Source organism: Agrobacterium sp. LY4, assembly GCF_001526585.1.
Taxonomy (GTDB): Bacteria; Pseudomonadota; Alphaproteobacteria; order Rhizobiales; family Rhizobiaceae; genus Agrobacterium; species Agrobacterium leguminum.
The window spans coordinates 22,696-47,328 of sequence record NZ_ASYA01000023.1; the positions used below are offsets into that span (position 1 = coordinate 22,696).

Here is a 24,633-nt window from a genome sequence, read left to right on the forward strand (position 1 = left end):
CGCCGGCGGCGGACTTCGCCTCGACTAGATCAAATCCAGCGTCATGACCACGGGGCAATGATCGGAAGCCTTCGGGCGATCCCAGCCGGTGCGGGGATAACGTTCGACCTCCTGCCCCGGTGGGAATATCGTCCGGAAAGGCTGTCCATTGCGAATGATTTCGGGAACATGCGTGGCGTTCGTCTCCGCCAGACGCGGGGACAGCCAGATATAGTCGAGCTGGCACAGATGCTGCTCCTGCGGCCCGCGTGAATGGTAGAGCGTCCAGCGATCCATGACATCACGGCGCATCATCGGATTGACCACGAAACCATCCGCCGAGAGGATATCGAGCGCGCTGCGCTCCTCCTCGACGGGCGTGAAGCTGTAACCGCTGCGCCTGTCGCCGGAAATCGCGACGCGCTCCTGATAATCGTTCAGATCGCCGCAGATGGCGAAATTCTTATTGCGGGTATTGCCCACACCCCAGCGGTTCTCAATGATACGGCGCACGGCCATGGCTTCCGCCTCGCGGATCGGCATGGTGGCGATGCGGGCGTCGACCGCATCGCGGGCATTGGTCATGGATTTGAAATGCGTGACGTAAAGCGTCAGCGGCTTGCCGCCGATCCTCAAATCGATTTCCAGGCAATCCCGTTTGAAGATCTTGTCGTCGATCTGGTTTGTGGCGGCAAGCGCGGGATTGAAGAGATCGAGATTGCGATAGGTCAGCGCCGCATGGCTCTTGATATCGACCACCTCGATCCTGTCGCCGTCCCGCGTCTCCTCGCGCATGACAACGGCGACATCGATACCGCGGCTGTCATTGCCCTCGACCAGATATTTCTGCAGGTAGCCATTGCCGACCATGCGATAGAGATAGCCATATTCGAACGCCTGCAGCGCGGCCATGTTGTCCACTTCCTGCAGGCAGAGAATATCGGCATCCGCATCCGCGATGGCGAGCGCCGACAGCTGGCGCGTATCGTCGGTGGAAGACACCATCCGCGCGCTTTCCAGCGCCTGATAGGTCGCCTCGTCCCTGATATCGAAAAGCTGGATCGCCCTGTCGCGCCGCGTCTGGTTGCGAAAGCCGGTGAAATCGAAACGGGTGAGGAGATTTTCGATATTGAAGGTGGCAAGCCGAAGCGACATGAATCAATCCTATTGCTACAGGGGAAGCTTAGCCGGTGTCGCGCCACCTCGCCAGTAGCGAGGGCCACGTCCTTTACCCTCCCTCATTCCTGTGCTTGTCACAGGAATCCAGTCAGCCCAAGTCCTTGGGCTAAAAGGACTCTTTTCGCCGCGCAGACGCGCGTCGGCTGGATCCCTGTGACAAGCACAGGGATGAGGGAAGTACACTTATCGCACTAAAGCCGCCACGCCGCGCGAATGACCACTGGCAGACGGTCTCCGACGTCAACCGCTTCGCGCGAATAGGCTCTGAGCGCCTGCCCATCCGGCAGGTCGAGACGCAGGGCATAACGCTCGCCCTCGTAGAGAACCGAGGTGACGGTGCAGGCAATGCCCTCCGCATCCCGCACCACATCCTGCGGCCGCACGAGAATATCCGCCTGCGGCAATCGCCTGCCGCTCTCCATCGTTGCCCGAAGTTCTGCCCAATCAAGGTCGCGCGAAGTCCCTTCCGGCACCGGCAAGGTCAAGATCGCCCCCTGCCCCACCAGCGAGCCGACCAGCCTGCCTTCGGGCCGCGCATAAAGCGCCGCCGGTGGCGCGACCTGCAACAGCTTGCCCTGCGACATCACGGCGACATCGGTTGCCAGCGCCATGGCTTCCGCCTGATCATGGGTGACATAGATCATCGTTGCGCCCGAGCGAATATGGAACTCGCGGAATGTCTCCTCCATCTCCTGCCGCAGATGCCGGTCGAGATTGGCGAGCGGCTCGTCGAGCAGCACCACGTCGGGCTCGGTAACGAGGCAGCGGGCGAGCGCCACGCGCTGCCGCTGGCCACCGGACAATTCAGCGGGACGGCGATCGGCGAAGCTCTCGAGGCGGACGGCGGCAAGCGCCTGGCGCACCTTGTCACGATATTTCTCACCCGAAATACCGCGCACCTTCAAGGGATAACCGGCATTGTCGGCAACCGACATATGCGGCCACAGCGCATAGGACTGGAACACCATCGCCATGTTGCGCCGCTCCGGCGGCACCATGCTGCCGGCATCGGCCAGCACCCGCTCGCCGAGCAGGATGGAACCGTCAGTCGGCTGTTCGAAACCGGCGATCATGCGCAGCACCGTCGTCTTGCCGCAGCCGGAAGGGCCGAGCAGAGCGAGAAAACCGCCTTCCCGCACGGTGAGCGACACATCGTCCACGGCGGGTTTCGAACCGGCACCGAAACTCTTCGACAGGCGGTTGAGGATCAGTTTCGCCAAGGGACCACTCCTTTCGGTAGATAGCGCCCCAGAATTTCCAGCAGAGCCATGAGGAAAATCACCATGATGACGACAAGCACCGAAAGTGCCGAGGCAAGATCGAAGCTGCCGCTGTCATCGAGATTGTAGATAAGCACGCCGAGCGTCTGGGTGCCGGCCGACCACAGCAGCGCCGAGACCGTCAGCTCATTGCAGGCGATGAGGAAAACAAGGATGACCGATGCCCCCGCCGCAGGCCCGACCAGCGGCAGGATGATATCCTTCAACCGTCGCCAGAAACCGGCACCGGAGAGTCTTGCCGCCTCTTCCAGCGACGGATCGAATTGCAGGAAGGCGCTGACCATCGGTTTCAGGCTGACGGCGAAGAAGGAGGAGAAATAGGCGAGCAGAATGATCCAGATCGTGCCGTAAAGCGTGATGCCGACAAGCGGAATGGGAGCCGCGAAAAGCAACACGAAGGAGACGGAAATCACCACCCCCGGCAGCGCATAGGGAATATCGACCAGCGCCGAAAGCAGGAACATGAAACGGCTTTTGCCGCGCACCAGAAAATAGGCCGTCAGCACCGTCACTGCCAGCAGGCAAAGCGAGGTGGCGGTCGCCAGAAACAACGAGTTGCGGAAGGCGGTACGCGTCACGCTCTGGCGGTAAAGCAATTCCTCATAGGCATGCAGCGTCGCCGTCTTGAGGCTGAGCGGCACGCCATAGGCAGGCGCGAGCGAGCTTGCCACCAGCGCCGTCAGCGGCGCCACCAGCATGAAGAAAAGCACGAGCCACAGGGCAAGCTCCGCCGGCACCCGCCACAGCCCAAGCCGGAAGGTCGCCGCTTTGCCGGAAAGGCCGATGATGCGATAGTCCCTGCCCTTCATCGCCCGTTCCTGAAGCGCAAGCCCGGCGACGGAGATGATGGCGATCATGGTGGAGAGGATGGCGATATCGCCGAAGGTGCTGGTGCCGAAACTGGCAAAACGGCTGTAGATCAGCGTCGGCAAGGTGAAGATCGAGGCGGGAATGCCGAGGATCGCCGGAATGCCGAAATTGCCGACACTGGACACGAAGGAAATTGCCGCCCCGGCGATCAATCCCGGCGTCGACAGCGGCAGGATGATATCGAACAGCACACGGCGCGGCGAAGCGCCTGACAGCTTGGCCGCCTCGATGCCGTCCTGCGGCAAGGCCAGCAGACCGGCGCGCAGCGACAGATAGACGAGCGGAGCATGCTGCACGCCGAGCAGAAGCGCGATGCCCGCAATCGAATAAAGCGGCTGCGGCGATCCCATCGGCGGCGCAAGGCCGGTGGCCTTCAACAGCGTGCTCGACGGGCCTGTCATGCCGATCCACGACAGGGCCGTCACCTGCGGCGGGATCATCATCGGCAGCATGAACAGGAAGCTTAAGATCGACTTGCCGCGGATGTCGCAAAGCGTCAGCGAAAGCGCGAAAGCGCCGCCGATCAAAAGCGAAATCAGCATGCCGAAAAACGATGTGGAGAGCGTGTTCAGCGCCGCGTCCCAAAGGGCCGGATCGGCCAGAAGCCGCCATATGTCACCGTTAAGTGACGAGATGATACCGGTATAGGCGAGCCGCCCGAGCGGCAGGGCGCTGAGCGCAAAAACAACGCTGACCACAAAAGGAAACAGCCAGCGCGGCTGGCTGCTTCCATAGGCATTGGAACGGGACATGCCGCTATATCAGCCCTTGGAGCCGAAGGTATCGGAGAAGGTCTTCAGGTCCTGTTCCGAATTCTTCAGCGCATCGGCAGCGTTGAGCGGCAGAACCTTGATCTTGTCGCGAGCCGGGAAACCTTCCGGCATGCCGGCATCGGCACGAACCGGGATGTAACCGAGCTTGACGAAGCCCTGCTGGCCCTTTTCGGACAGCACGTAATCGACGAACTTCTTCGCCGCTTCCTCATGCTTGGTGCCCTTGATGATCGCGACCGGCTCGGTGACGGCCGAAACGCCCTCTTCCGGGAAAACGAACTCAACCGGCGCGCCCTTCGCCTTTTCGCGGATCGGCATGTAATCGACGACCACGCCATAGGCCTTTTCGCCCGATGCAACGGACTTCAGAACCGCACCGTTGCCGCCGCCGGCAATGGCTTCATTGGCCTTCAGCTGCTTGTAGTAATCCCAGCCGAGGCCGTTTGCGGCGGCAAGCGTCTGCGCATGGATCAACGCCGCACCGGACGTCAGCGGGCTTGGCATGGTCACCAGACCCTTGGCTTCCGCCTTGGCCAGATCCTTCCAGCTCGTCGGCTTCATTGCGGCGGCAGTGTTATACATGATGCCGGTGGTGATGAGCTTGGTGGAATAATAGAAGCCGTCCGCATCGTAGAGCGAGGCATCGATGTTCTTGGCTTCCGCGGACTTGTAGGCGAGAAGCTGGCCAGCCTGCTTCATGCGCTCCAGCGTCACGGTGTCGGCGATCAGCAGCACGTCGGCAACCGGATTGCCGGCATTGATCTCCGCCATCAGCTTGGCCATGATCTTCGGCGTTCCGTCACGCACCCATTCAACCTCGAGACCGGGATTGGCGGCCTTGAAACCATCAACGGTCGCCTGCGCGTCCTCGTTGGGCTGGCTGGTGTAGAGCACCAGATCGGCGGCATTGGCGGCGGTGGCGATGAAGCCGAGCGACACGATGGCGGTGAAAGCGGAGAGCAGCGTTTTCATGGGTCCAGTCCCTGTTGTTTGGTGGGACCGCTAAAACATGATTGCATAACATGTATGTGACAGGCAGGATTTTTGGGTGTGATCTGTTGGGGCCATCGCGGTTAGGAGTAACAATGCCCCTTGGCGCTTGCGGTTTACCCCCTCTGCCCTGCCGGGCATCTCCCCCTCAAGGGGGGAGATCGGCAAGAGGCGCTGACACCACTTCGGTCTCAAACATCGAGATGGGCGAAACCTGCCCGCGAGTCGATCTCCCCCCTTGAGGGGGAGATGTCCGGCAGGACAGAGGGGGGTGAAACCGCACCCTCCGTCAATACCGTAAGCCGCCGCCCTCAAATCGCCGGCAGCGCCTCACCCGTTTCCGCCTGCGCCGTCGCGATCAACCGGCCAAGCCGCTTCATGCCTTCCTCGATCATCGCCTCATTGGCGCAGGAGAAGCTGATGCGCAGCGTATTCGTGCCGGAGCCATCCGCGAAGAAAGCGCGACCGGGAACGAAGGCCACCTTTTCCGTGGCGATGGATTTCGCCAGCAACGCCGCGCCATCCATTCCCTCAGGCAACGTCACCCAGATGAACATGCCGCCTTCCGGCTTCGTCCAGCGCGTGCCCTTCGGCATATATCTGTCGAGCGCAGCCAGCATCGCGTCACGGCGAGCGCTATAGGCTGCCTTGATCTTGGCGACCTGCTTGTCGAAGCCGCGCGAGGCGACACGTTCGATGGCGATCTGGTTGATGGTCGAGGAATGCAGGTCGGCGGCCTGCTTCATCAGCACCAGCTTGCGAATAACAGGCGCGGAAGCGACGATGTAACCGACACGAAGGCCGGGTGCGAGCGTCTTCGAAAAGCTGCCGCAATAGATGGTGCGGGTGTTCTCGATCCCGCCCGAGCGGGCGATGTCGAGCGCCATGATCGGCGGAACAGCCTCGCCATCGTAACGCAGCGACTGATAGGCGGCATCTTCGATGACGGCGATATCCAGCTCATCGGCCAGCGCCAGAACCTTTTCACGGCCGGCCAGATCGACGGTCTCGCCGGTCGGATTAGAGAAATCGGCCGAAAGATAAGCGAACTTCACCGCACCGCCGAGCTTGGCGGCATTCTCACGGTAGGTCTCGGGCGTGCGGTTGCCGCCCGGATTGAGCTGGTCGTAATTCGGCTCATAGGCGTTGAAAGCGGAAAGCGCGCCAAGATAGGTCGGCCAGGTGACCAACGCCGTATCCTTCGGCGACAGGAACAGCTTGCCGAGATAATCGAGACCCTGCTGAGAACCGGAAACGATGAAGACGTTATCGGCGGTGCAGTCGATGCCGATCTCGGCCATTTCGCCCGCCAGCCATTCGCGCAGCGGCTTGTAACCTTCGCTCACCGAATATTGCAGCGCCGAGTTTACCTGCGAACCCGAAAAAATTTCCGCATAAGCCTGCTGGAATTCCTCTGCGGGGAAAAGAGCCGGGTCCGGAATACCGCCGGCAAAGGAGATGATATCGGGCTGCTCGAGCAGCTTCAGCAACTCACGGATTTCGGACGCTTTCATGCGCGAAGAGCGCGTGGCGAAAATTTGTTCCCAATTGAGCATGGGTACGTTTCCTCTTGTGTCGTTTTTATGCGTGCATCTTTACAGAAATGTCGATACGTCAGCAATACTGACTTATCAGTTTTTCGAATTATTTCTGCCTCCCTGCACCTTGCCCGCAACCGACCTGCCTTAAGGCCCGATTTTGCGGACAAAGCCAAATACACCCTTGCGCAAAGCTTCACAATCACACCTTTGCGATTGACGCAGCATGGTTTTCCAGCTGGATTGCGCGCGCGCCGCAACACGGCCAAAGCATCATGGGAGTTTGACGACATGCTGAAAAATATCGACCCGGCACTGAATGCCGATGTCCTGCACGCGCTGCGCGCCATGGGTCACGGCGATACGCTGGTGATCTCCGACACCAACTTCCCCTCCGATTCGGTTGCCCGCCACACGACCGTCGGCAAGGTGCTGCATATCGACAACGTCTCGGCAGCGCGCGCCATGAAGGCGATCCTTTCCGTCCTGCCGCTCGACACGCCGCTGCAGCCTTCCGTCGGCCGCATGGAAGTGATGGGCGCACCCGATCAGCTGGAGCCGGTACAGGTGGAAGTGCAGAAGGAAATCGACGCCGCGGAAGGAAAATCCGCACCCATGTACGGCATCGAGCGCTTCGCCTTCTACGAACAGGCAAAAAAAGCATATTGCGTCATCACCACGGGCGAAACCCGGTTTTATGGCTGCTTCCTTCTGACGAAGGGTGTCATTCCGCCGGCGAAGTAAGGCCAAAAACGGGAAAATTGCGCCGGCCGCCCACCTTCATGACAATTTCAAGTTGTTATGGCAAAAACTTCCACTAGGCTTGAAAAACCAACCGGAGGTGTGCGGATCATGACCCAATATGTCCTGGCGTTCTGGAATGTCGAAAACCTGTTTGCGCCGGAGGGTTATCCGGCGCGCGAGCCGTGGATTGCCGAACGGCTGAAGAACGATCTGAAAGGCTGGACCGAGGACCTGTTCAAAACCAAGGTCAAGCAGCTCGGCCTGATCATAAGCCAGATCGGCGGCGCGGGACCGGATCTGCTCGGTGTCTGCGAAGTCGAGAACCGTTTCGTTCTGGAGACGCTGGCGGAACATCTGAACGACCTCATGCCCGCGCGCTCCTACCGGGTCGTGCATGCCGATTCCAGCAAGGACCAGCGCGGCATCGATACCGCCTTCATCTATGACAGCAAAAAGCTGCTGATCAACGAGAACGAGATTTTCAGCCATTTCGTGATGCGCCGCACCGGCACGCGCGACATTACCCAATGCACCTTCATCACCAAGGGCGGCCGCCAGCTTATCGCGCTCTCCAATCACTGGCCGTCGCGCTCTGGCGGCGCGGTGGAAAGCGCCGGTTTTCGCATGACGGCCGGTGAAACGCTGGGCTACTGGCACCAGCGCATCAGGGAAGAAAAAGGAAACGACATCGCCGTCGTCGCCTTCGGCGACTTCAACGACGATCCTTCCGATGCCTCGCTGCGCTACCATGCCAATTCCACCCGCGAGCGCGACGATGTCGAAAACTCGCAATCGGCCATGTTCTACAATCTCACATGGAATTACCTGCGCCAGCCGGTGGTCGATTCCGTCGGCACGGCAAGAACGATCTACGGCACGCTCTATTTCAACGGCGATGCCAATATCTTCGATCAGATCCTCGTTTCCCGATCGCTTCTGACCGGTAGCAGCGGCTTCAAGGCGCGTGAGGAGACGGCAAAAATCGAAGCCATTGCTGCCATGGTCAGCCACAGCAAGAATGAGGGGCCAATTCGCTTCGGCCTGTCGAAAGGCGATGCGGTCAAAAACGTCAATCTCGGTGGCTTTTCCGATCACTTCCCCGTTTCGGTGGTTGTCGAGGAAGACGACACCATCGTTTGACAGCACATCGAAAACAAAAAGGCCGGAGCTTTCGCTCCGGCCTCCATATTTTCCCAACAAGCAATGAAGCTTAGTTGACGGCCTTGTCGACCAGCTTGTTCTTGCCGATCCAGGGCATCATGCCGCGCAGCTTGGCGCCGACTTCTTCGATCTGGTGGGCGTCGTTGTTGCGACGGATACCCTTGAAGCGGGCAGCGCCGGCCTTCCATTCCTGCATCCACTCGGAGGTGAACTTGCCGGTCTGGATGTCGTGCAGAACGCGCTTCATTTCAGCCTTGGTGTCGGCGGTGATGATGCGCGGACCGGTGACGTATTCGCCCCACTCGGCCGTGTTGGAGATCGAGTAGTTCATGTTGGCGATGCCGCCTTCATAGATCAGGTCGACGATCAGCTTCACTTCGTGCAGGCACTCGAAATAGGCCATTTCCGGTGCGTAACCGGCTTCGACCAGGGTTTCGAAACCGGCGCGGATCAGTTCGACGAGACCGCCGCACAGAACGACCTGTTCGCCGAAGAGGTCGGTTTCGCACTCTTCCTTGAAGTTGGTTTCGATGATGCCCGAACGGCCGCCGCCAACGCCGCAGGCGTAGGAGAGAGCGAGTTCAAGGGCGTTGCCGGAAGCGTTCTGATGAACGGCAACGAGGCAGGGAACGCCGCCGCCCTTCTGGTATTCGCCGCGAACCGTGTGGCCGGGGCCCTTCGGTGCGATCATGACAACGTCGAGCGAAGCCTTCGGCTCGATGAGGCCGAAGTGAACGTTGAGGCCGTGTGCGAAAGCGATAGCAGCGCCATCACGGATGTTGCCGGCGATGTCGGCCTTGTAGATGTCGGCCTGGAGTTCGTCAGGCGTCGCCATCATCAGGAGGTCGCCCCACTTGGCGGCTTCGGCAACGGTCATGACCTTGAAGCCATCGGCTTCGGCCTTCTTGACGGTCGGCGAACCGGCCTTCAGAGCGATGACGACGTTCTTGGCGCCGGAATCCTTGAGGTTCAGCGCATGGGCGCGGCCCTGGGAGCCGTAACCGACGATGACGACATTCTTGGACTTGATGAGATTGAGATCGGCATCACGATCATAATAAACGCGCATTTTATGGTCCTTCCCTAATGCTTGTCTCTCAGTTGTCTGAACCGGAATCTCAGGCGGGTTTGCCGCTGAGTTCCGAATGTACCTTTTCCGTGCCGTAGAGGGTCAGAAAGGCGACGACCGCCTTCTTCGCCCGGGCGGAAAAATCCTTGTCCGGCGCCTCGCCCAGCAGCATGCGTACATGCAGATCCGAAACGATGAGGCCGTAAAAACTGCGATACGCCTCTTCGGCATCATCGAAACGCAGATAGCCGGAACGGCGACCCGCCTCGATCAGCCCACGCGCCCGCCGGTCGATCTGGCGACGGCCGCGTTCCAAGAGCAGATCGCCGAGCTTCGAGCCGTCACGGCTCGCCTGCCCTATCGCCAGACGGTTAAGCGCCAGTGACACGTCACCCGCCAGCACATCCAGCAGATCATGCGCGAAAACCTCGAGGTGATCGGCAAGCTGCGGTGCGGAAACGCGGTCGCCCGCCTTCTCAAAGTGCGGACCTTGCTCTGCTGAAAGGTGATCATCGCCGCCAGCAGGCCATCCCGGTCGCCGAACCACTTGTAGAGGCTTTCCTTGGAACAGTTGGCGGCGCGCGCCAGCCCGGATGTGGTAAGCGCTTTCTCACCGCCCTCGACCAATAGACGCAATGCCTGGTCCAGAACGGCGTTCTGGCGCGGCGAAAATTCCTGCGCTGTGATCGGGTCGGAAGCCAAGTCTTTTTCACTCCAGGGGCTCGATTAATGTACCGTACGGTACGGTTCGAGCGCCATTTAAGCGGAGGCAGCGTTGGGGTCAAGCGGATTCTTCAGAGGAGGACGAGAATTGACGTGTTGCCCCGGAGTGTGAAAGGGAGCTTGCGGGGAACTTCAGGGGGTTATGCGTTGGCTAGCAGATAGACGGCGCGTGGAGCTTTACCCCCCTCTGCCCTGCCGGGCATCTCCCCCTCAAGGGGGGAGATCGGCAAGAGGCCCTCTCATCGCTTCATTCTCAAGCTTCGAGATGAGCGAGACCTTGCCACAGATCGATCTCCCCCCTTGAGGGGGAGATGCCCGGCAGGGCAGAGGGGGGTAAAGCCCGACGCACCTTCGGTCCGCGATTAATGAACAACCTTCCCAAAGACCCAATCTACCCAGCCGCGCTAATCTCCCGCGATGCATCAATATCCCGCGACGGCGATAATCCGTAGAAACGGCTATATTCGCGGCTGAACTGCGACGGGCTCTGATAACCGACGCGATGGCCGGCGGTGCCCGCATCCAGCCGCTCCAGCAGCATCAGCCGCCGCGCCTCATGCAGGCGCAGTTGTTTCTGGTACTGAACCGGCGTCATGGCCGTGATCGTCTTGAAATGATGATGGAAGGACGAGACGCTCATGCCGATATGATCGGCGAGATCCTCGATGCGCAGCTGGCGTGCGAAATTCTCGCGCAGCCAGGCGATGGCGCGGGCGATGCGGTTTCCGTGGCTGCCGGCCGCGATGATGTTCATAAGCTGCCCGCCGGCCGGCCCGGTCAGAATGCGGTAGAGTATTTCCTGTTCGATCAGCGGCGCCATGGCCGCGATGTCCGCCGGGCGGTCGAGCAGACGCAACAGACGGATGGCCGCGTCAAGAAGTTCCGGCGTGGCCGTATTGACGACGATGCCGCGCTGCGCATTCGCCGGCTCGGCAGGCGGATCGATGGGCACCCGGCGCATGAGATCGAGCAGCTTTTCGCTGTCGATGGCAAGAGCGATGCAGAAATGCGGCACCTCCCTGCTCGCCTCCACCACCCGCCATGCAACCGGCAGATCAAGCGAGGTCAGGAGATAATCCCCCGCGCCATAATTGATGGTGTCCGTTCCCAATTGAACGCTTTTCGAGCCCTGGATCACCAGCGCGAGACAGGGGCGATAGCTGCCGTGGCATGGGGCGCTCGGCGTCGTGCGCCGGCTGATGCCGAGGGAGTCGATTGCCGTCTGCACCTCGCCGTCCTGGGTGGCATGCCGCGCGGCGATGGAGGCGATCTCCTGATAGACATTGAACGGCAAGGACATAGGGGAAATCCCTTAACTGAAGGAAGAGATGCATCGGATGTCTTTTATCTAGAAAGCCGCACGGCCCGCGCAAAGAGTGCGCCACCATATTTTTGCAGGATCGTGCAAAAAGCTCGGAGGATCGCTCTAACGCCGCCTCACGCTTCCATCGCATATTCCGTCGTCCCCAACTCCCGAAAGGATATTCAGATGGCTATTGCTAGAGGTTACGCTGCGACCGATGCGTCGAAGCCGCTTACCCCGTTCACCTTCGAACGCCGCGAGCCGAATGATGACGACGTCGTCATCGATATCAAATATGCCGGCATCTGCCACTCGGACATCCACACCGTCCGCAACGAATGGAAGAACGCCGTCTACCCGATCGTTCCCGGCCATGAGATCGCAGGTGTCGTGAAAGCTGTCGGTTCCAAGGTCACGAAGTTCAAGGTCGGCGACCATGTCGGCGTCGGCTGCTTCGTCGATTCCTGCGTCGGCTGCGCCACACGCGATCTGGACAACGAACACTACATGCCCGGCCTCGTCCAGACCTATAACGACGTCGATCCCTTCACGAAGACCGCGACCCATGGCGGTTACTCCGACTCGATCGTCGTCAAGGAAGGTTATGTCCTGTCGATCCCGGACAACCTGCCGCTCGACGCTTCCGCACCGCTTCTCTGCGCCGGCATCACGCTTTATTCGCCGCTGCGCCGCTGGAATGCCGGTCCCGGCCAGAAGGTCGCGATCGTCGGCATGGGCGGCCTCGGTCATATGGGCGTCAAGCTCGGCGCGGCCATGGGCGCGGATATCACCGTTCTCTCCCAGACCCTGTCGAAGAAGGAAGACGGCCTGAAACTCGGCGCGAAGGAATATTACGCCACCAGCGATGCCTCGACCTTCGAGAAGCTGGCCGGCACCTTCGACCTGATCATCTGCACGGCCGGCGTCGCCATCGACTGGAACGCCTATCTCGGCCTCCTGAAGCCCAAGGGCAGCATGGTCGTCGTCGGTGCGCCGGAACATGCAATCCCGGTGCACGCCTTCTCGCTCATCATCGGCGCGAAAAGCCTGTCCGGCTCGATGATCGGTTCGATCAAGGAAACCCAGGACATGCTGGATTTCTGCGGCAAGCACAACATCGTCTCGGAAATCGAGACGATCAACATTCAGGATGTCAACGAAGCCTATGAGCGCGTGCTGAAGAGCGACGTGCGGTATCGCTTCGTCATCGATATGGCCTCGATCGACGCTTGAGCCTTGGATTGGGCACACACGCCACATCCGCACGCCGTCACCCCGGACCAGATCCGGGGTCCAGCCAGCCCAAGTCCTTGGGCTGAAAAAACTCTTCTCGCCGCGCGAGAGCCGCGTCGGCTGGATGCCGGATCGAGTCCGGCATGACGGAGGAGTAGTTTGGCGCAGCTGTCATAACACAAGGGCGGGAAGCCATGCTTCCCGCCCTTGTCATTTGCCCGCACGGCCCTCAGGCCTCGTCCTTCAACGTCTCTTTCTGGGTAATAAGCCGCGCGCTGTGCTGGCCGCTCAAGTAAATCCACAGCCAGCTCCACGCCACGGCAAGCCGCGACCGGGTTCCGATCAGGAAGTAGATGTGGGCAAGCCCCCATATCCACCATGCCAGCACGCCCTTGAGCTTGAACCTGCCGAAATCGATCACTGCCGCGCGTTTGCCGATAGTCGCCAGATTGCCCTGATGGCTGTAGCGGAACGGCGGCGGTGACGGCTGGCCGGCCAGACGCGCCTTGATGACCTTCGCGACATAGGCGCCCTGCTGCTTTGCCGCGGGCGCTATGCCCGGCACCGGCTTGCCGTTTTCCTGATTGACGGCGGCCGTATCGCCGATGACGAAGATATTCGGGTCGTCTTCCAGATGAAGATGCGGCCCGACAACGGCACGTCCCGCCCGGTCGGCGGGGGCATTGAGCCATTTCGCGGCGGGCGACGCCTGCACGCCGGCGGCCCAGACCACGGTGCGGCAGGGATAATAGGTCTCGCCCACCGTCACGCCCTCATCGCTGCACGCCGTCACCGGTGTGCCGAGCAGAACCTCGACGCCGAGTTTTTCGAGCGCTTCCTTCGCATAGGCCGAAAGATCTTCCGTGAAGACCGGCAGAACGCGAGGGCCAGCCTCGACGAGCAGCACCCGGGTCTTTCTGGTATCCACATTGCGGAATTCCGCCGGCAGCGCCTTATGGGCCAGTTCGGCAATCATGCCCGCCATTTCCACGCCCGTCGGGCCTGCGCCGATGATGACGAAGGTCAGCAGCGCCTGCCGTTCTTCTTCACTGGTGGCGAGTTCGGCCCGTTCGAAAGCCAGAAGCAGGCGGCGGCGGATTGTCGTCGCATCTTCGAGCGTCTTGAGACCGGGGGCGGAACGCTCCCACTCGTCGCGGCCGAAATAGGCGTGGCGGGCGCCGGTGGCCAGCACCAGCGTATCGAAGCCGATCACCTGACCCGAACTTAAATGCACGGTCCGCGCCGCCCGGTCTATGCCGGTTACCTCCGCAAGCAGGGTCGTAACCTCCTTGCGGTCGCGGTAGAGATGACGGATCGGCCAGGCGATCTCGGATGTCGCCAGAGCCGTCGTCGCAACCTGATAAAGCAATGGCTGGAACAGGTGGTGATTGCGACGATCTATCAATGTGATGCGGACAGGGGCCCCCTCCAGCCCGTGTACCAGTTGCAAACCGCCGAAGCCTCCACCCACGACGACAACATGATGTTCTTGCATATGTCTTCTGCCTTCAAAAGCTCGCGCACGGAGCATGCGCCGGCAAACTATAGGCAAAAAAATTGACTTTGGTTATGAAATAGCCTGACCGCAGGCGTGACAAAAACGCCGGACTGTTTCAGCCATGCCATATTCCAGCGCATCCGCCGTCAGCCCGTGACCTATGGAAACCTCGGCCAGATAAGGGATACGTTTCATCAGCTTGGGCAGGTTTGCGACAGTGAGATCATGCCCGGCATTGACGGCAAGCCCGAGCGCTCTGGCATGATCCGCCGTCTGCCCGAGCTTTTCGAGAAGCGCCTCACCCCTTTGCGGATCGTCAAAACAGCCGCCATAGGGGCCGGTGTAAAGTTCGATACGCGCCGCACCCGTCTCGGCGGCCAGTTCCACCGGCTCGCGCTCCCCATCGCCATCGGCAAAAAGCGAGACGCGCATGCCGCCGGCCTTCAGGCGCCCCACCACGTCTTTCAGGAAAACGCCGTGCTTGCGGAAATCCCAGCCGTGGTCGGAGGTTGCCTGCGAGGGATCGTCGGGCACCAGCGTCACCTGCTCCGGTTGGGTCTTTTCGCAAAGAACGAGGAAATCCTCGGTCGGATAACCTTCGATGTTGAATTCCGCGCCGGGAAAACTGTCATCAATCAGGGCGCGCAGCACCGGCAGATCGGAAAAGCGGATATGGCGCTGATCCGGCCGCGGGTGTACAGTCAGCCCGCTTGCCCCCGCCGCCAGTGCAATATGCCCGAAATGCGCGACATCCGGCCATGGAAGATCGCGGCGGTTGCGTAACATGGCAATTGCGTTCAGATTGACAGAAAGTTTTGCGGGCATGGCATCGGGGCTCCGGTTCGGAATTGACATCCTGTTTCACGCAGGTTGAGGCCAATCGCAAGAAGGCCGGCGAATTTTTTATTATTACGGGAACGAAAACAGGCAATACACGTTACGGTTCTGATGTAGCGTTTGGCATGAGGTCTTGATCGGAAAACATGCCCGTCTTGGGGGAACAAGCAACGGGCACCTTTAAAAAGGCAGGCACACTGTCAAAGAGCGCGAAGGGGGAGACAATGCAGGATGGCCGGATGCCGTTCGAAAGTCACGGCGACGAGGACAAACCCAATCTAAGGATCAGCAGCTTTCTACCGGATATAAGCCTGCCCTCCTCCCTGCCCGCGGAACCCGTGCCCATCGCCGACATGGCCAATATCTTCGGGGTGACCCACCGGACGCTGCATTTTTACGAGGAAAAGGCGCTGCTGACCTCGAAGCGCATCGGCCAGATGCGGGTCTATACCCACCGCAATGTCCAGCGCATGGCCGTCATCAACGTCTGCCGCGAAGTGGGCATTTCCGTCGCCGCCATTACCGAGATCATGGAAAAATTCGTCCGTTCGCTCTCGCAAAGCGAGGCGGACGACATATTCCACGCCGCGCTGCGGCAGCGGAAGCGGGAATTGACGGCCGAGCTTTCCACCCTTCAGCGCCAGGCCCAGCAGATCGAGGAACTGCTGGTCGCCGACACCGATGCGGACGGCATGGATGGCGCGGAACGGACCCCGGCAAAGGATATCGCCCTCACCGACACCGAACGAAAATGTCTGGAGCTGATGGCGGAGGGTTACGCCCCGGTGAGGCTCGCCCGCGCCCTTGGTCTTTCGGGCAGCGATCTCAATGTCCTCGAGGCGAAGATCATCGGCAAGTTCAATGCCAGCAACCGCTTTCAGGCGGTCGCCAAGGCGGTCCTGCTCGGCGTCATCCGTGCATAGTCACGATCAACGAACGATTGTCAGTGTCTCCGCCGCGCGGGTAATGGCGGTGTAAAGCCACCTCTCGCGCGAGTCCCGGAAAGCATAGCTCTCGTCGAAGAGAACCACGTTGTTCCACTGCGAACCCTGCGCCTTGTGCACGGTCAGCGCATAGCCGAAATCGAACTCGTCATAACGCTTGCGCGTGGACCACGGAATTTCCGTCTCCACATCCTCGAAGGCCGCCTTCAGCAATTTGATCTTGGCAGCACCACGATCCATATCGTCGTCTTCAGGCCGGATCATCAGGTTGATGCCGGGCTTCACCGTTTCGCGCGAAGAACTCATCACCTGCCAGAGCGAGCCGTTGAGCAGCCCCTTGGCCGGATCGTTCCGAAGGCAGACCAGCTTGTCGCCGGATTGCGGGTAATCGGCGGTAAAACCCTTCAGCTCGCGAAGCCGCTGATTGTAACGGCGGCGGGTGCGGTTGGTGCCGACCAGCACCTGATCGGCATCGAGAACCAGCGACTGCGTCACCTCGGATTTGGAAATCACCTGCGCGGTCCCGTAATCGCCGCGCATGATCTCGCGGCCTTCCCGCACATCCATGGCGAGATGGATGATGGGATTGTCCTTGGCCTGGCGATGGATTTCCGACAGCAGATAGTCCGGCTCCTGCTCGGTAAAGAAGCCGCCGCCAGAAACCGGCGGCAGCTGGCCGGGATCGCCGAGCACGAGAATGGGCGTGCCGAAGCTCATCAGGTCCCTGCCGAGCTGCTCGTCCACCATCGAACATTCATCGATGATGATGAGCGCCGCCTTGGCGAGCGGGCTCTGGCGGTTGATGGAGAACATCGGCGCAATCGAAGTTTTGCCGGTTTCCTCGTCTTCCACCGTTTCTTCGCCGCGCGGGCGATAGATCAGCGAATGGATGGTGCGGGCATTGGTCGCCCCGCGTGAGCGCAGCACCTGCGCCGCCTTGCCGGTGAAGGCCGCAAACAGCACCTCGCCATCGACATTTTCCGCGAAATGCTTGGCAAGCGTCGTCTTGCCCGTTCCGGCATAACCGAACAGCCGGAAAACCGGCGTCCGGCCTTCCTTCAGCCAGCGGGAAACAGCCTTCAGCGCTTCGTCCTGTTGCGGTGAAAATAACATGCGCCCTCATCGCAGGATTCGAGCGTCATGCGCAACAGAAAAAGAACGAAAGATGAATCGCCGCGTGAGAATGCGGCAATAAAACACGGCTGGTTTTTAAGCCGTGGTCGCTATCATCCCTCGTATGAAGATATTGATTCTCGGCGCAACAGGTTTCATCGGTTCGGAGGTTCTCAAAAGCCTGCACCTCCGCGGGCATGCCGTGACGGGGCTGGCACGTTCGGTCACCCGCGCCCGCGACAAATGGCCTTTTGCCAAGTGGGTCTCAGCCGATCTTTCCAGGATGACGCACGCGACAGACTGGTCATCGCTCGTCCATGACCATGACGCCATAGTCAATTGCGCGGGCGCGCTGCAGGACGGCCTGTCGGATGACCTTGCCGCGACGCAGGAAAAAGCGATGCTGGCGCTCTATGAAGCAGCGGCGCAGGCGGCCGGCAGACGGATAATCCAGATATCGGCCCGCACGGCGGGGGCCGCATCCGGCCTGCCCTTCCTCGCCACCAAACGCCGAGCCGATGAGGCGCTCGCCGCAAGCGGTCTGCCTCACGTCATTCTGCGCCCCGCGCTGGTGCTTGAGCGAAACGCGCACGGCGGCACAGCACTCGTGCGTGCGCTTGCAGGCTTTCCCTTCGTGGTGCCGCTCGTCAATGGACAAATCGCCGTCCGGACGGTCGCGGTGGAGGATGTGGCAACCATGGTATGCGCGGCGATCGACGGCGAAATCCCGCCGGGCAGCGATCTCGAACTCGCCGCGAAGGAAACGCTGACATTGCAGGACGTCGTCGCCAGACACCGGCAATGGCTGGGCCTGCCCCGTGCTCCGATCATAAATCTTCCCGTCGCCTTCATGCGCCCCGTCGCCCTCGTGGCGGATGCCGCAGGCAAACTCGGCTGGCGGTCGCCGCTGCGTTCGACCGCCATGACGGTCATGTCGGAAGGCATCGTAACGGAGAATGAAGCAGGGCCGGCGATGGCCTCATTCAAGACCCTGGAACAGACGCTGGCCTCCCACCCTTCGGGCGTGCAGGACCTGTGGTTTGCCAGATTATATCTGCTGAAACCCCTGATCGTTCTCTGCCTGTCTTTATTCTGGCTGCTGTCCGGCCTCGTACCGCTGCTGAATATCACTGGAGCAGTGGCGCATTTCCTGCCCTTTATGCCGCACACGCCGGCTGTCATTCTCACGCTCGCCACCTGCCTCGTCGATATAGGCCTCGGCATCGCCGTCCTGCTGCGGCCGCTCGCCAGAAAGGCGCTTGTCGCCATGCTGCTGGTCAGCGCCGCTTATCTGGCCGGCGGCAGCCTGCTGGAACCGACCCTTTGGCTCGATCCGCTCGGTCCTCTGGTCAAGGTTCTGCCTTCCGTCGCCCTGACGCTCGTTGCCCTCGCCACCTTGGATGAACGCTGATGACGCTTGAGGAACTGCTGCGGCTTGCCCATGTCATCGGCGCGACGGTGCTGTTCGGCACCGGCGCGGGCATTGCCTTTTTCATGGTGATGGCACGGCGGACGGCCAGCCCGGCGCTGATCGCCCATGTCTCAGGCACCGTCGTCATCGCCGACACGGTCTTTACCGCCACCGCCGCGATCATCCAACCGGTCACCGGATATTTTCTCGCGCGCATCATCGGCTGGCCGCTGACCGAGGGCTGGATCGCGCTTTCGCTCGCCCTTTATGTCTTCACCGGCATTTTCTGGCTGCCGGTGGTGTGGATACAGATCAGACTGCGCGATATCGCCCGCGACTGCGCCGCCACCGGACAGGCCCTGCCGGCGCAATGGTTCCGGCTTTACCGCATCTGGTTCGCCTGTGGTTTTCCCGCCTTTTTCGCGGTTCTCGGCATCATCTGGCTCATGCTCACCAAGCCGGATATTCCCCTGTTCGGCTGATGCGGCTCAATTGACCGCCTGCTTCTCGACAAGCTGCGCCAGCTGCTCCGCAACCGTGTTCCATCCGTCGAAGAAACCCATCTCCGCGTGCCTGTCGCGATCCTCAAGATTGTTGTGCATGGCATAGGCCACATATTCCATGCCGTCGGGATGATCACGAAATGTCATCACGGCGGTGAGGAACGGCTGGGCGGAGGGGCGAAAACCCGCCGTCAGCGCATCGGTGAAAACCAGACGCTGCTCATGATCCACCGCCAGAAAACATCCTTTGACATGCGGACCGAAGGCCGTGCCGTCCTCGCTATAGCGCGTTTCGAAGGCGCCGCCGGGATGGAGCTCCATGCGGTCGACCCGGCATTGGCCGGGATGCGGCACCCACCATTGTTCGAGGCTGGCCTTGTCCGTCCAGGCATTCCAGACGAGTCGGCGCGGCGCCCTGATAATGCGTGAAATCTTCAGGTCTAGATCGGGATTGAAAGTCTCGTTCATTGGTCATTCTCCCCTTTACTGGACATCCTGTCCTGTTGCGCCATGACGAATTGTTCGAGCCGGTCGGTGCGGCCTTCCCAGATGGCGCGTTGTTGCGACAACCAGCCATCGAGCATGGAGAACCTCTGTTTCTCCAGCGAGCAGAACCGGACACGCCCCTGCTTGCGCGTCACGATCAGCCCCGCCTCTTCCAGCTGGCGGATATGTTTCATGAAGGATGGCAGGGCCATGTCGAAGGGCTCGGCCAGCGTTCCGATGCTCGCCTCCCCGCCGCCCAGCCGCAGGATCACCGCCCTGCGGGTCGGATCGGCAAGAGACTGGAAGATATCGTCGAGCGCGTCTGAATAGTTTTCCATAAGGCTAACTATCACGACAAAATACTTAGCTCAATGGATAAGTTTAAAAATCGCGAAAATTCGTCGCCGCAGGGAATAATCCGTCGGGTTGCGGTGTCTCTTGATGTGCTGGCGGCAGAGGCCGCCCGAACCAAGGAGGATATGTCCATGAAGATCCGCTTTATCGTTCCCGCCCTCGTTCTGGCTTTTGCCGGAACGGCCTATGCCGCCCCTATGGTCGAAACCGTCAAGACCGCCAAGGGCGATGTGCTGGCGGGCGAAAAAGGCATGACGCTCTACACTTTCAAGAACGACAAGAAGGGCGTATCCAATTGTTATGACAAATGCGCGGTGAACTGGCCGCCGTTTTTCGCAGCCGCCAGCGACAAGGCCGAGGGCGCCTATTCCCTCGTGAAGCGCAAGGACGGCAAGATGCAATGGGCGAAGGATGGCATGCCGCTTTATTACTGGGTCAAGGACACGAAAAAAGGCGACGCCACCGGCGACGGTATGAACGGTGTATGGGATGCCGCAAAACCCTGATGGCATGACGGATGAAAAGCGGGGGAACCATTCCCCCGCAGCCGGCAGTTTCGAAACCGAAATGCTGGCGCTGATGCCCATGCTGCGCCGTTATTCCCGCAGCCTTTCCCGTTCAGATGCCGATGGCGAAGACCTCTTGCAGGACTGCGTGGAAAAGGCGCTGGCCAATAAAAGGCAATGGCGCGGAACGGGTTTGAAATCATGGGCTTACACGATAATGACGAATCTTTATCGTAACCGCCACCGCGCCGAGAAACGCCACCCGTCCGAGAGCCTGGACGGCCATGAGAGCATCGCCGGCGCCGAGACGCTCTCCGACACGCTGGAGAACGACCGGCTGCATGGCGCACTCGCCCTTCTTTCGCCGGACATGCGCGCCGTCCTGATGCTGGTGACGGTGGAAGGCTACAGCTATCAGGAGGCGGCAGAGACATTGTCGATCCCGCTCGGCACCGTCATGTCCAGACTGTCCCGCGCCCGCGAAACCCTTCGCCAGCATCTGGCGGCGGATAATATCATTCCCCTGCGGAGACCACGATGAAACGGCTAGAGGCCATAACCGAAGACGATCTGCACGCCTATGTCGACGGACTTCTTTCCGACGATGACCGCGCGGCTGTCGAGGCCTGGCTGGCGGAAAGGCCGGAAGAGCAGGCCCGTGTGGAGGAATGGAGAAAACAGGCCGATATTCTGCGCAATGCCTTCGCCTCCTATGCCGCCGCGCATCCGCATGATGCATCGATGCTCAGCCCGCAAAAGAGGGACCGCGCATGGCGGGCAAAACCGGTTCTCCTGCAAACAGCGGCAGCCCTTTTGATATTCGTGGCGGGTGCCGCGGCGGGCAGGCTTCTGCCGCCGTCTTTTTCCACGCCGCAGGACGTGACCCTGGCGTCGCTGACGACGGATATTCCGGCGCAGGCGAAATCCGCCTATCTCATCTATGCGAGCGAGGTGCGCCATCCCGTCGAAGTCGGCGCCGGAGAACAGCAGCATCTCGCCACATGGCTCGGCAAGCGGCTCGGTTACCCCTTCACCATCCCCGATCTCTCGAAGATCGGATACGATCTCGTCGGCGGGCGTCTTATCCCCGTCAGCGGTAAGCCGGGCGCGATGCTGATGTATCAGGACAAGACCGGCCGTCGCGTGACGGTGCTGATCGGCCACAACGAGGAAAACCGCACCACCAGCTTCCGCATGGCCAGCGCCGATGGCATCGAGACCTTCTACTGGATCGACAATGAACTGGGTTACGCCGTGTCCGCCGAGCTGACGCGTGACGAGGTGCAGGCGATCGCCGAGGAATGTTACCGGCAGTTCCCGACGTGAAGACCGTTATTTCAGCATCGGCCAGAGGCTGATGACGAGAAGCACGGCCATGGTGATATTGAACCATTTGAGCCGGACCGGCACAGCCAGCCATTCCCGCAATGCCGAGCCGAAACCGGCCCAGGTGGAAACGCTGGGAAGATTGACCGCGGCGAAGGCCACACCGACGAGAAGCACGGTGAGGAAATATTGCCGCTCATCCGTATAGGTCGCCATTGCCGTCACCGCCATCACCCACGCCTTGGGATTGACCCACTGAAAGGCGGCCGCGGCAAGGAAACTCATCGGCTCCGCTGCGGCCGAACCCTCGCTCAGGCTGCGGGAGGTGCCGATCTTCCACGCAATCCAGACGAGATAAAGCCCGCCTGCGAATTTCAGCCCGGTGTAAAGCAGGGGCACCGAATGCAGCAACGCGCCGAGACCTAAGCCGACCCCGATCAGCAGCGACAGGAACCCCGCCCCGATGCCCAGCATATGCGGGATGGTGCGGCGGAATCCGAAATTCACGCCGGAGGCAAAAAGCATCATATTGTTCGGGCCGGGCGTGATGGATGTGGTGAAGGCAAACAGCACCAGCGCGACAAGAGTTTCGACAGTCATGATTTCTCCTTGAGCCGAAATCCTATCCGTCGGGCCAACATCAGGCCACCCCGCCGGATCGATGGCCGAGGTCAATTTTTTTGATGGATCGATCCTCTCCATGCCGGCTTTGAGAAGTCGGAACAAAGTTCTATTGTCCGATCACCAACCGCTGGAGCGAACCCATGTATGACGATATTCCTTCCGTCACCCTGCCCTCCGGAAAAGAGGTTCCCGCCCTTGGCCTCGGCACCTGGAACATGGGGGAGACGAGATCATCCGCGCCGCAGGAGGTCGAAAGCATCCGCAAGGCGATCGATCTCGGCATGACGCTGATCGACACCGCGGAAATGTATGCGGACGGCAGATCGGAAGAGGTGGTCGGCACGGCCATCGCCGGCCGTCGACAGGACGTGTTTCTGGTCAGCAAGGTCTATCCCTGGAACGCCAGCGAAAGAGGCACGGCGGAGGCCTGCGAGCGCAGCCTTGCAAGGCTCGGCACCGACCATATCGACCTCTATCTGCTGCACTGGCGCGGCGAGCATTCGCTTGCGGAAACCGTGGCGGCTTTCGAAAGGCTGAAGAGCGACGGCAAGATCGGCGACTGGGGCGTCTCCAATTTCGACACCGACGACATGGAGGAGCTTTTCGCGGTTCCCGGCGGCAAGAACTGCGCCGCCAATCAGGTGCTCTACAATCTGTCCCGGCGTGGGCCGGAGTTTTCGCTGCTGCCCTGGTGCCAGGAGCGCGGCGTGCCGCTGATGGCCTATTCCCCCATCGAGCAGGGCCGCATCTTGAAGAACCACGAACTCATCCGCATCGCCAAGGCCTATCAGGCGACACCGGCGCAACTGGCGCTCGCCTTTCTTCTGGAAAGGGACAGCGTCATCGCCATCCCGAAATCCGCCAGCGTTTCCCGTGTCGAGGAAAATCGCGGCGCGACCGATCTTGAAATAACCGAGGAAGACTGGGCCGCTCTCGACGCCGTCTTCCCGCCGCCAACGCGCAAGACCTCGCTGGAAATGCTGTGAGGTAACAGAGGGTTACGAAACACTTCAGAATCAATCGCTCAAGCGGTTGAATCGGAATGTGAACGCCACGCCGAAAAGCAGGCCCATTGTTCAGGGATGCGTCATCAGTCCCGGACCGGAAGAAACGGCGCGACAAGCCGCGCCGTCAAATCATGAGAACGCACCGCGCTTCATTACGGTATGCGGTGCTCATATTCCTCTTTCAGCCCCAGCCAGGTATCCCAGAAGGGTCCCGGCTCCTCTTCCTGAAGTCGGGCAGCGAGAATATCGAGGTGCACGTGCCAGCCGGCGCTGACATTGAGCTTGGTCGTGCGATCCGCAAGCCGGCGATGGATCAGCGTCAGAAGCACGTCCTTGCCCAGAGCCTGAAGCTCGATGGACACCTCCGCGCCCTCGCCCCAACTGAAGACAAGGCGGTGTGGCGGAACGACGGTGATGATGCGGGACGCCATTCTGTGCTCTTCGGAAAAGCCTTCCGGGCGACGGCCCGGCGGATCGGAAAGCTCATCGTTACGCCAGACGAGTTCGAACGGCGCATCGGGCGCAAGCCGCATTTCGCCGGAAGCCAGCCAGCGACGGCGAAGCTCGCTTTGTGTCAGATAGGCCCATACCCGCTCGATCGGCCCCGGCAGCAGCCGTTCGATCTTCAGGGTTGTCGGTTCGACAAGACGGCCATAGGCGTCAGGCATTGCAATATCAGCCATTGTCATTTCCTCCATCTGCAGGGATTTTTCCCTGATCATCCTCCCTGAGCATCTGCTCAAGAATATCGAGGCGGCTGCCCCAGAACTGTCGGTAGAAATCGAGCCATTCATGCGCCTCTGCCAAGGGTTCCGGCGCAAGGCGACAGACATGGATGCGCCCCCTCACCTCGCGGCGGATAAGCCCCGCATTTTCCAGCGCCTTGATATGTTTCGAGGCGGCAGCGAGCGATATGTCGAACGGCCGGGCCAACTGGCTCACCGTTCGCTCACCAAGGGAAAGATCGCGTAGCATCGTGCGCCGCGTAGCGTCGCCAAGGGCATGAAAGACGGTATCGAGATGTGAAGCGGATAATTCAACCATGTTGTTGAATATAGACTGCCGCCCCAGAAAGTCAACCATATGGTTGAATATCAATCCGCGAAGCGAATTCCATAAAAAAACCCGCGGCGAACCGCGGGTCAGACTGCTGACAAAGGTTAAATACCTCTCATCCGTCAT

General features: G+C 60.5%; 25 protein-coding genes and 1 pseudogene. 10 read left to right on the top strand and 16 right to left on the bottom strand.

The genetic code is table 11. From position 1 onward, the window contains the following. Positions 1 to 24 precede the first annotated feature (24 nt). The 5 genes from L904_RS17810 to L904_RS17830 all read right to left on the bottom strand — a co-directional run bounded on the left by L904_RS17810 (position 25) and on the right by L904_RS17830 (position 6,627). Complete coding sequence (locus L904_RS17810) at positions 25 to 1,134, bottom strand: endonuclease/exonuclease/phosphatase family protein (RefSeq protein ID WP_003522405.1); 1,110 nt, start codon at positions 1,132 to 1,134, stop codon at positions 25 to 27. Between the two features lie 215 nt (positions 1,135 to 1,349). After that, complete coding sequence (locus L904_RS17815; RefSeq protein ID WP_035263362.1) at positions 1,350 to 2,378, bottom strand: ABC transporter ATP-binding protein; 1,029 nt, start codon at positions 2,376 to 2,378, stop codon at positions 1,350 to 1,352. Continuing rightward, complete coding sequence (locus tag L904_RS17820) at positions 2,366 to 4,060, bottom strand: iron ABC transporter permease (protein ID WP_035263360.1); 1,695 nt, start codon at positions 4,058 to 4,060, stop codon at positions 2,366 to 2,368. The genes L904_RS17815 and L904_RS17820 overlap by 13 nt, the downstream gene beginning before the upstream one ends. Positions 4,061 to 4,069: 9 nt before the next feature. Beyond that, positions 4,070 to 5,053, bottom strand: a complete 984-nt coding sequence (locus tag L904_RS17825) for an ABC transporter substrate-binding protein (RefSeq protein WP_035263358.1) — start codon at positions 5,051 to 5,053, stop codon at positions 4,070 to 4,072. A 329-nt stretch (positions 5,054 to 5,382) separates the two neighbouring features. Further along, positions 5,383 to 6,627, bottom strand: a complete 1,245-nt coding sequence (locus L904_RS17830) for a PLP-dependent aminotransferase family protein (protein WP_035223971.1) — start codon at positions 6,625 to 6,627, stop codon at positions 5,383 to 5,385. A gap of 273 nt (positions 6,628 to 6,900) precedes the next feature. On the opposite strand from L904_RS17830, the gene L904_RS17835 reads away from it, so the two are divergent. Both L904_RS17835 and L904_RS17840 read left to right on the top strand, forming a co-directional pair. Continuing rightward, entirely contained in the window at positions 6,901 to 7,353 is a 453-nt protein-coding gene (locus L904_RS17835) for an RbsD/FucU family protein (protein WP_003522400.1), read from the top strand. A 108-nt stretch (positions 7,354 to 7,461) separates the two neighbouring features. After that, the gene (locus tag L904_RS17840) at positions 7,462 to 8,493 is read left to right on the top strand and encodes an endonuclease/exonuclease/phosphatase family protein (RefSeq protein WP_035259998.1); all 1,032 of its coding nucleotides are present in this window, start codon (positions 7,462 to 7,464) and stop codon (positions 8,491 to 8,493) included. Between the two features lie 70 nt (positions 8,494 to 8,563). Here the strand turns inward: L904_RS17840 and ilvC are convergent, their stop codons facing one another. The 3 genes and pseudogenes from ilvC to L904_RS17855 form a co-directional block, all read right to left on the bottom strand. After that, on the bottom strand, positions 8,564 to 9,583 hold the full coding sequence (gene ilvC, locus L904_RS17845; RefSeq protein ID WP_035260000.1) for a ketol-acid reductoisomerase: 1,020 nt from the start codon (positions 9,581 to 9,583) through the stop codon (positions 8,564 to 8,566). Positions 9,584 to 9,632: 49 nt separating this feature from the next. Further along, positions 9,633 to 10,285: pseudogene (locus L904_RS17850) on the bottom strand (TetR/AcrR family transcriptional regulator). A 412-nt stretch (positions 10,286 to 10,697) separates the two neighbouring features. Beyond that, positions 10,698 to 11,606 carry an AraC family transcriptional regulator gene (locus L904_RS17855; protein ID WP_020811163.1) on the bottom strand — a complete coding sequence of 303 codons (909 nt, stop codon included), beginning with the start codon at positions 11,604 to 11,606 and terminating at the stop codon, positions 10,698 to 10,700. Positions 11,607 to 11,795: 189 nt separating this feature from the next. Between L904_RS17855 and L904_RS17860 the strand changes: the two genes are divergently transcribed. Beyond that, on the top strand, positions 11,796 to 12,842 hold the full coding sequence (locus tag L904_RS17860; protein WP_020811164.1) for an NAD(P)-dependent alcohol dehydrogenase: 1,047 nt from the start codon (positions 11,796 to 11,798) through the stop codon (positions 12,840 to 12,842). A 229-nt stretch (positions 12,843 to 13,071) separates the two neighbouring features. Here the strand turns inward: L904_RS17860 and L904_RS17865 are convergent, their stop codons facing one another. Then, on the bottom strand, positions 13,072 to 14,337 hold the full coding sequence (locus L904_RS17865; RefSeq protein ID WP_020811165.1) for an NAD(P)/FAD-dependent oxidoreductase: 1,266 nt from the start codon (positions 14,335 to 14,337) through the stop codon (positions 13,072 to 13,074). A gap of 72 nt (positions 14,338 to 14,409) precedes the next feature. Next, positions 14,410 to 15,165: a pyridoxine 5'-phosphate synthase gene (locus L904_RS17870; RefSeq protein WP_031234059.1), complete on the bottom strand. Its 756-nt coding sequence runs from the start codon at positions 15,163 to 15,165 to the stop codon at positions 14,410 to 14,412. A 236-nt stretch (positions 15,166 to 15,401) separates the two neighbouring features. On the opposite strand from L904_RS17870, the gene L904_RS17875 reads away from it, so the two are divergent. Then, positions 15,402 to 16,100 carry a MerR family transcriptional regulator gene (locus L904_RS17875; RefSeq protein WP_020811167.1) on the top strand — a complete coding sequence of 233 codons (699 nt, stop codon included), beginning with the start codon at positions 15,402 to 15,404 and terminating at the stop codon, positions 16,098 to 16,100. A 6-nt stretch (positions 16,101 to 16,106) separates the two neighbouring features. Here L904_RS17875 and L904_RS17880 read toward each other — a convergent pair whose 3' ends face one another. Next, positions 16,107 to 17,234 carry an ATP-dependent RecD-like DNA helicase gene (locus tag L904_RS17880; RefSeq protein WP_003522390.1) on the bottom strand — a complete coding sequence of 376 codons (1,128 nt, stop codon included), beginning with the start codon at positions 17,232 to 17,234 and terminating at the stop codon, positions 16,107 to 16,109. Between the two features lie 124 nt (positions 17,235 to 17,358). Here L904_RS17880 and L904_RS17885 point away from each other — a divergent pair, with 124 nt between their 5' ends. Next, positions 17,359 to 18,645, top strand: coding sequence for an SDR family oxidoreductase (locus tag L904_RS17885; protein WP_031233871.1), 1,287 nt, complete (start codon positions 17,359 to 17,361; stop codon positions 18,643 to 18,645). Further along, a complete protein-coding gene (locus L904_RS17890) occupies positions 18,645 to 19,127 on the top strand; it encodes a DUF2269 domain-containing protein (protein WP_020810228.1) in 483 nt (160 codons plus the stop codon). Before L904_RS17885 ends, L904_RS17890 begins: the two co-directional genes overlap by 1 nt. 6 nt (positions 19,128 to 19,133) lie before the next feature. Here the strand turns inward: L904_RS17890 and L904_RS17895 are convergent, their stop codons facing one another. After that, positions 19,134 to 19,616: an SRPBCC family protein gene (locus L904_RS17895; protein ID WP_020810227.1), complete on the bottom strand. Its 483-nt coding sequence runs from the start codon at positions 19,614 to 19,616 to the stop codon at positions 19,134 to 19,136. Beyond that, positions 19,613 to 19,972 carry a helix-turn-helix transcriptional regulator gene (locus tag L904_RS17900; protein WP_020810226.1) on the bottom strand — a complete coding sequence of 120 codons (360 nt, stop codon included), beginning with the start codon at positions 19,970 to 19,972 and terminating at the stop codon, positions 19,613 to 19,615. Before L904_RS17900 ends, L904_RS17895 begins: the two co-directional genes overlap by 4 nt. 141 nt (positions 19,973 to 20,113) lie before the next feature. Here L904_RS17900 and L904_RS17905 point away from each other — a divergent pair, with 141 nt between their 5' ends. The 3 genes from L904_RS17905 to L904_RS17915 are packed head-to-tail and all read left to right on the top strand — an operon-like array spanning position 20,114 to position 21,820. After that, complete coding sequence (locus L904_RS17905) at positions 20,114 to 20,494, top strand: hypothetical protein (RefSeq protein WP_078051963.1); 381 nt, start codon at positions 20,114 to 20,116, stop codon at positions 20,492 to 20,494. Then, the gene (locus tag L904_RS17910; RefSeq protein WP_020810224.1) at positions 20,478 to 21,035 is read left to right on the top strand and encodes an RNA polymerase sigma factor; all 558 of its coding nucleotides are present in this window, start codon (positions 20,478 to 20,480) and stop codon (positions 21,033 to 21,035) included. The genes L904_RS17905 and L904_RS17910 overlap by 17 nt, the downstream gene beginning before the upstream one ends. Next, entirely contained in the window at positions 21,032 to 21,820 is a 789-nt protein-coding gene (locus L904_RS17915) for an anti-sigma factor (RefSeq protein WP_020810223.1), read from the top strand. The genes L904_RS17910 and L904_RS17915 overlap by 4 nt, the downstream gene beginning before the upstream one ends. Positions 21,821 to 21,826: 6 nt before the next feature. Here the strand turns inward: L904_RS17915 and L904_RS17920 are convergent, their stop codons facing one another. Then, a complete protein-coding gene (locus L904_RS17920; protein ID WP_020810222.1) occupies positions 21,827 to 22,420 on the bottom strand; it encodes a LysE family translocator in 594 nt (197 codons plus the stop codon). A 164-nt stretch (positions 22,421 to 22,584) separates the two neighbouring features. On the opposite strand from L904_RS17920, the gene L904_RS17925 reads away from it, so the two are divergent. After that, a complete protein-coding gene (locus L904_RS17925) occupies positions 22,585 to 23,430 on the top strand; it encodes an aldo/keto reductase (protein ID WP_020810221.1) in 846 nt (281 codons plus the stop codon). A gap of 173 nt (positions 23,431 to 23,603) precedes the next feature. On the opposite strand, the gene L904_RS17930 is transcribed toward L904_RS17925, so the two are convergent. Together L904_RS17930 and L904_RS17935 are read right to left on the bottom strand one after the other, a co-directional pair. Beyond that, a complete protein-coding gene (locus tag L904_RS17930; protein ID WP_031233869.1) occupies positions 23,604 to 24,134 on the bottom strand; it encodes an SRPBCC family protein in 531 nt (176 codons plus the stop codon). Then, complete coding sequence (locus L904_RS17935; RefSeq protein ID WP_031233868.1) at positions 24,127 to 24,495, bottom strand: helix-turn-helix transcriptional regulator; 369 nt, start codon at positions 24,493 to 24,495, stop codon at positions 24,127 to 24,129. The genes L904_RS17930 and L904_RS17935 overlap by 8 nt, the downstream gene beginning before the upstream one ends. Positions 24,496 to 24,633: the final 138 nt, after the last annotated feature.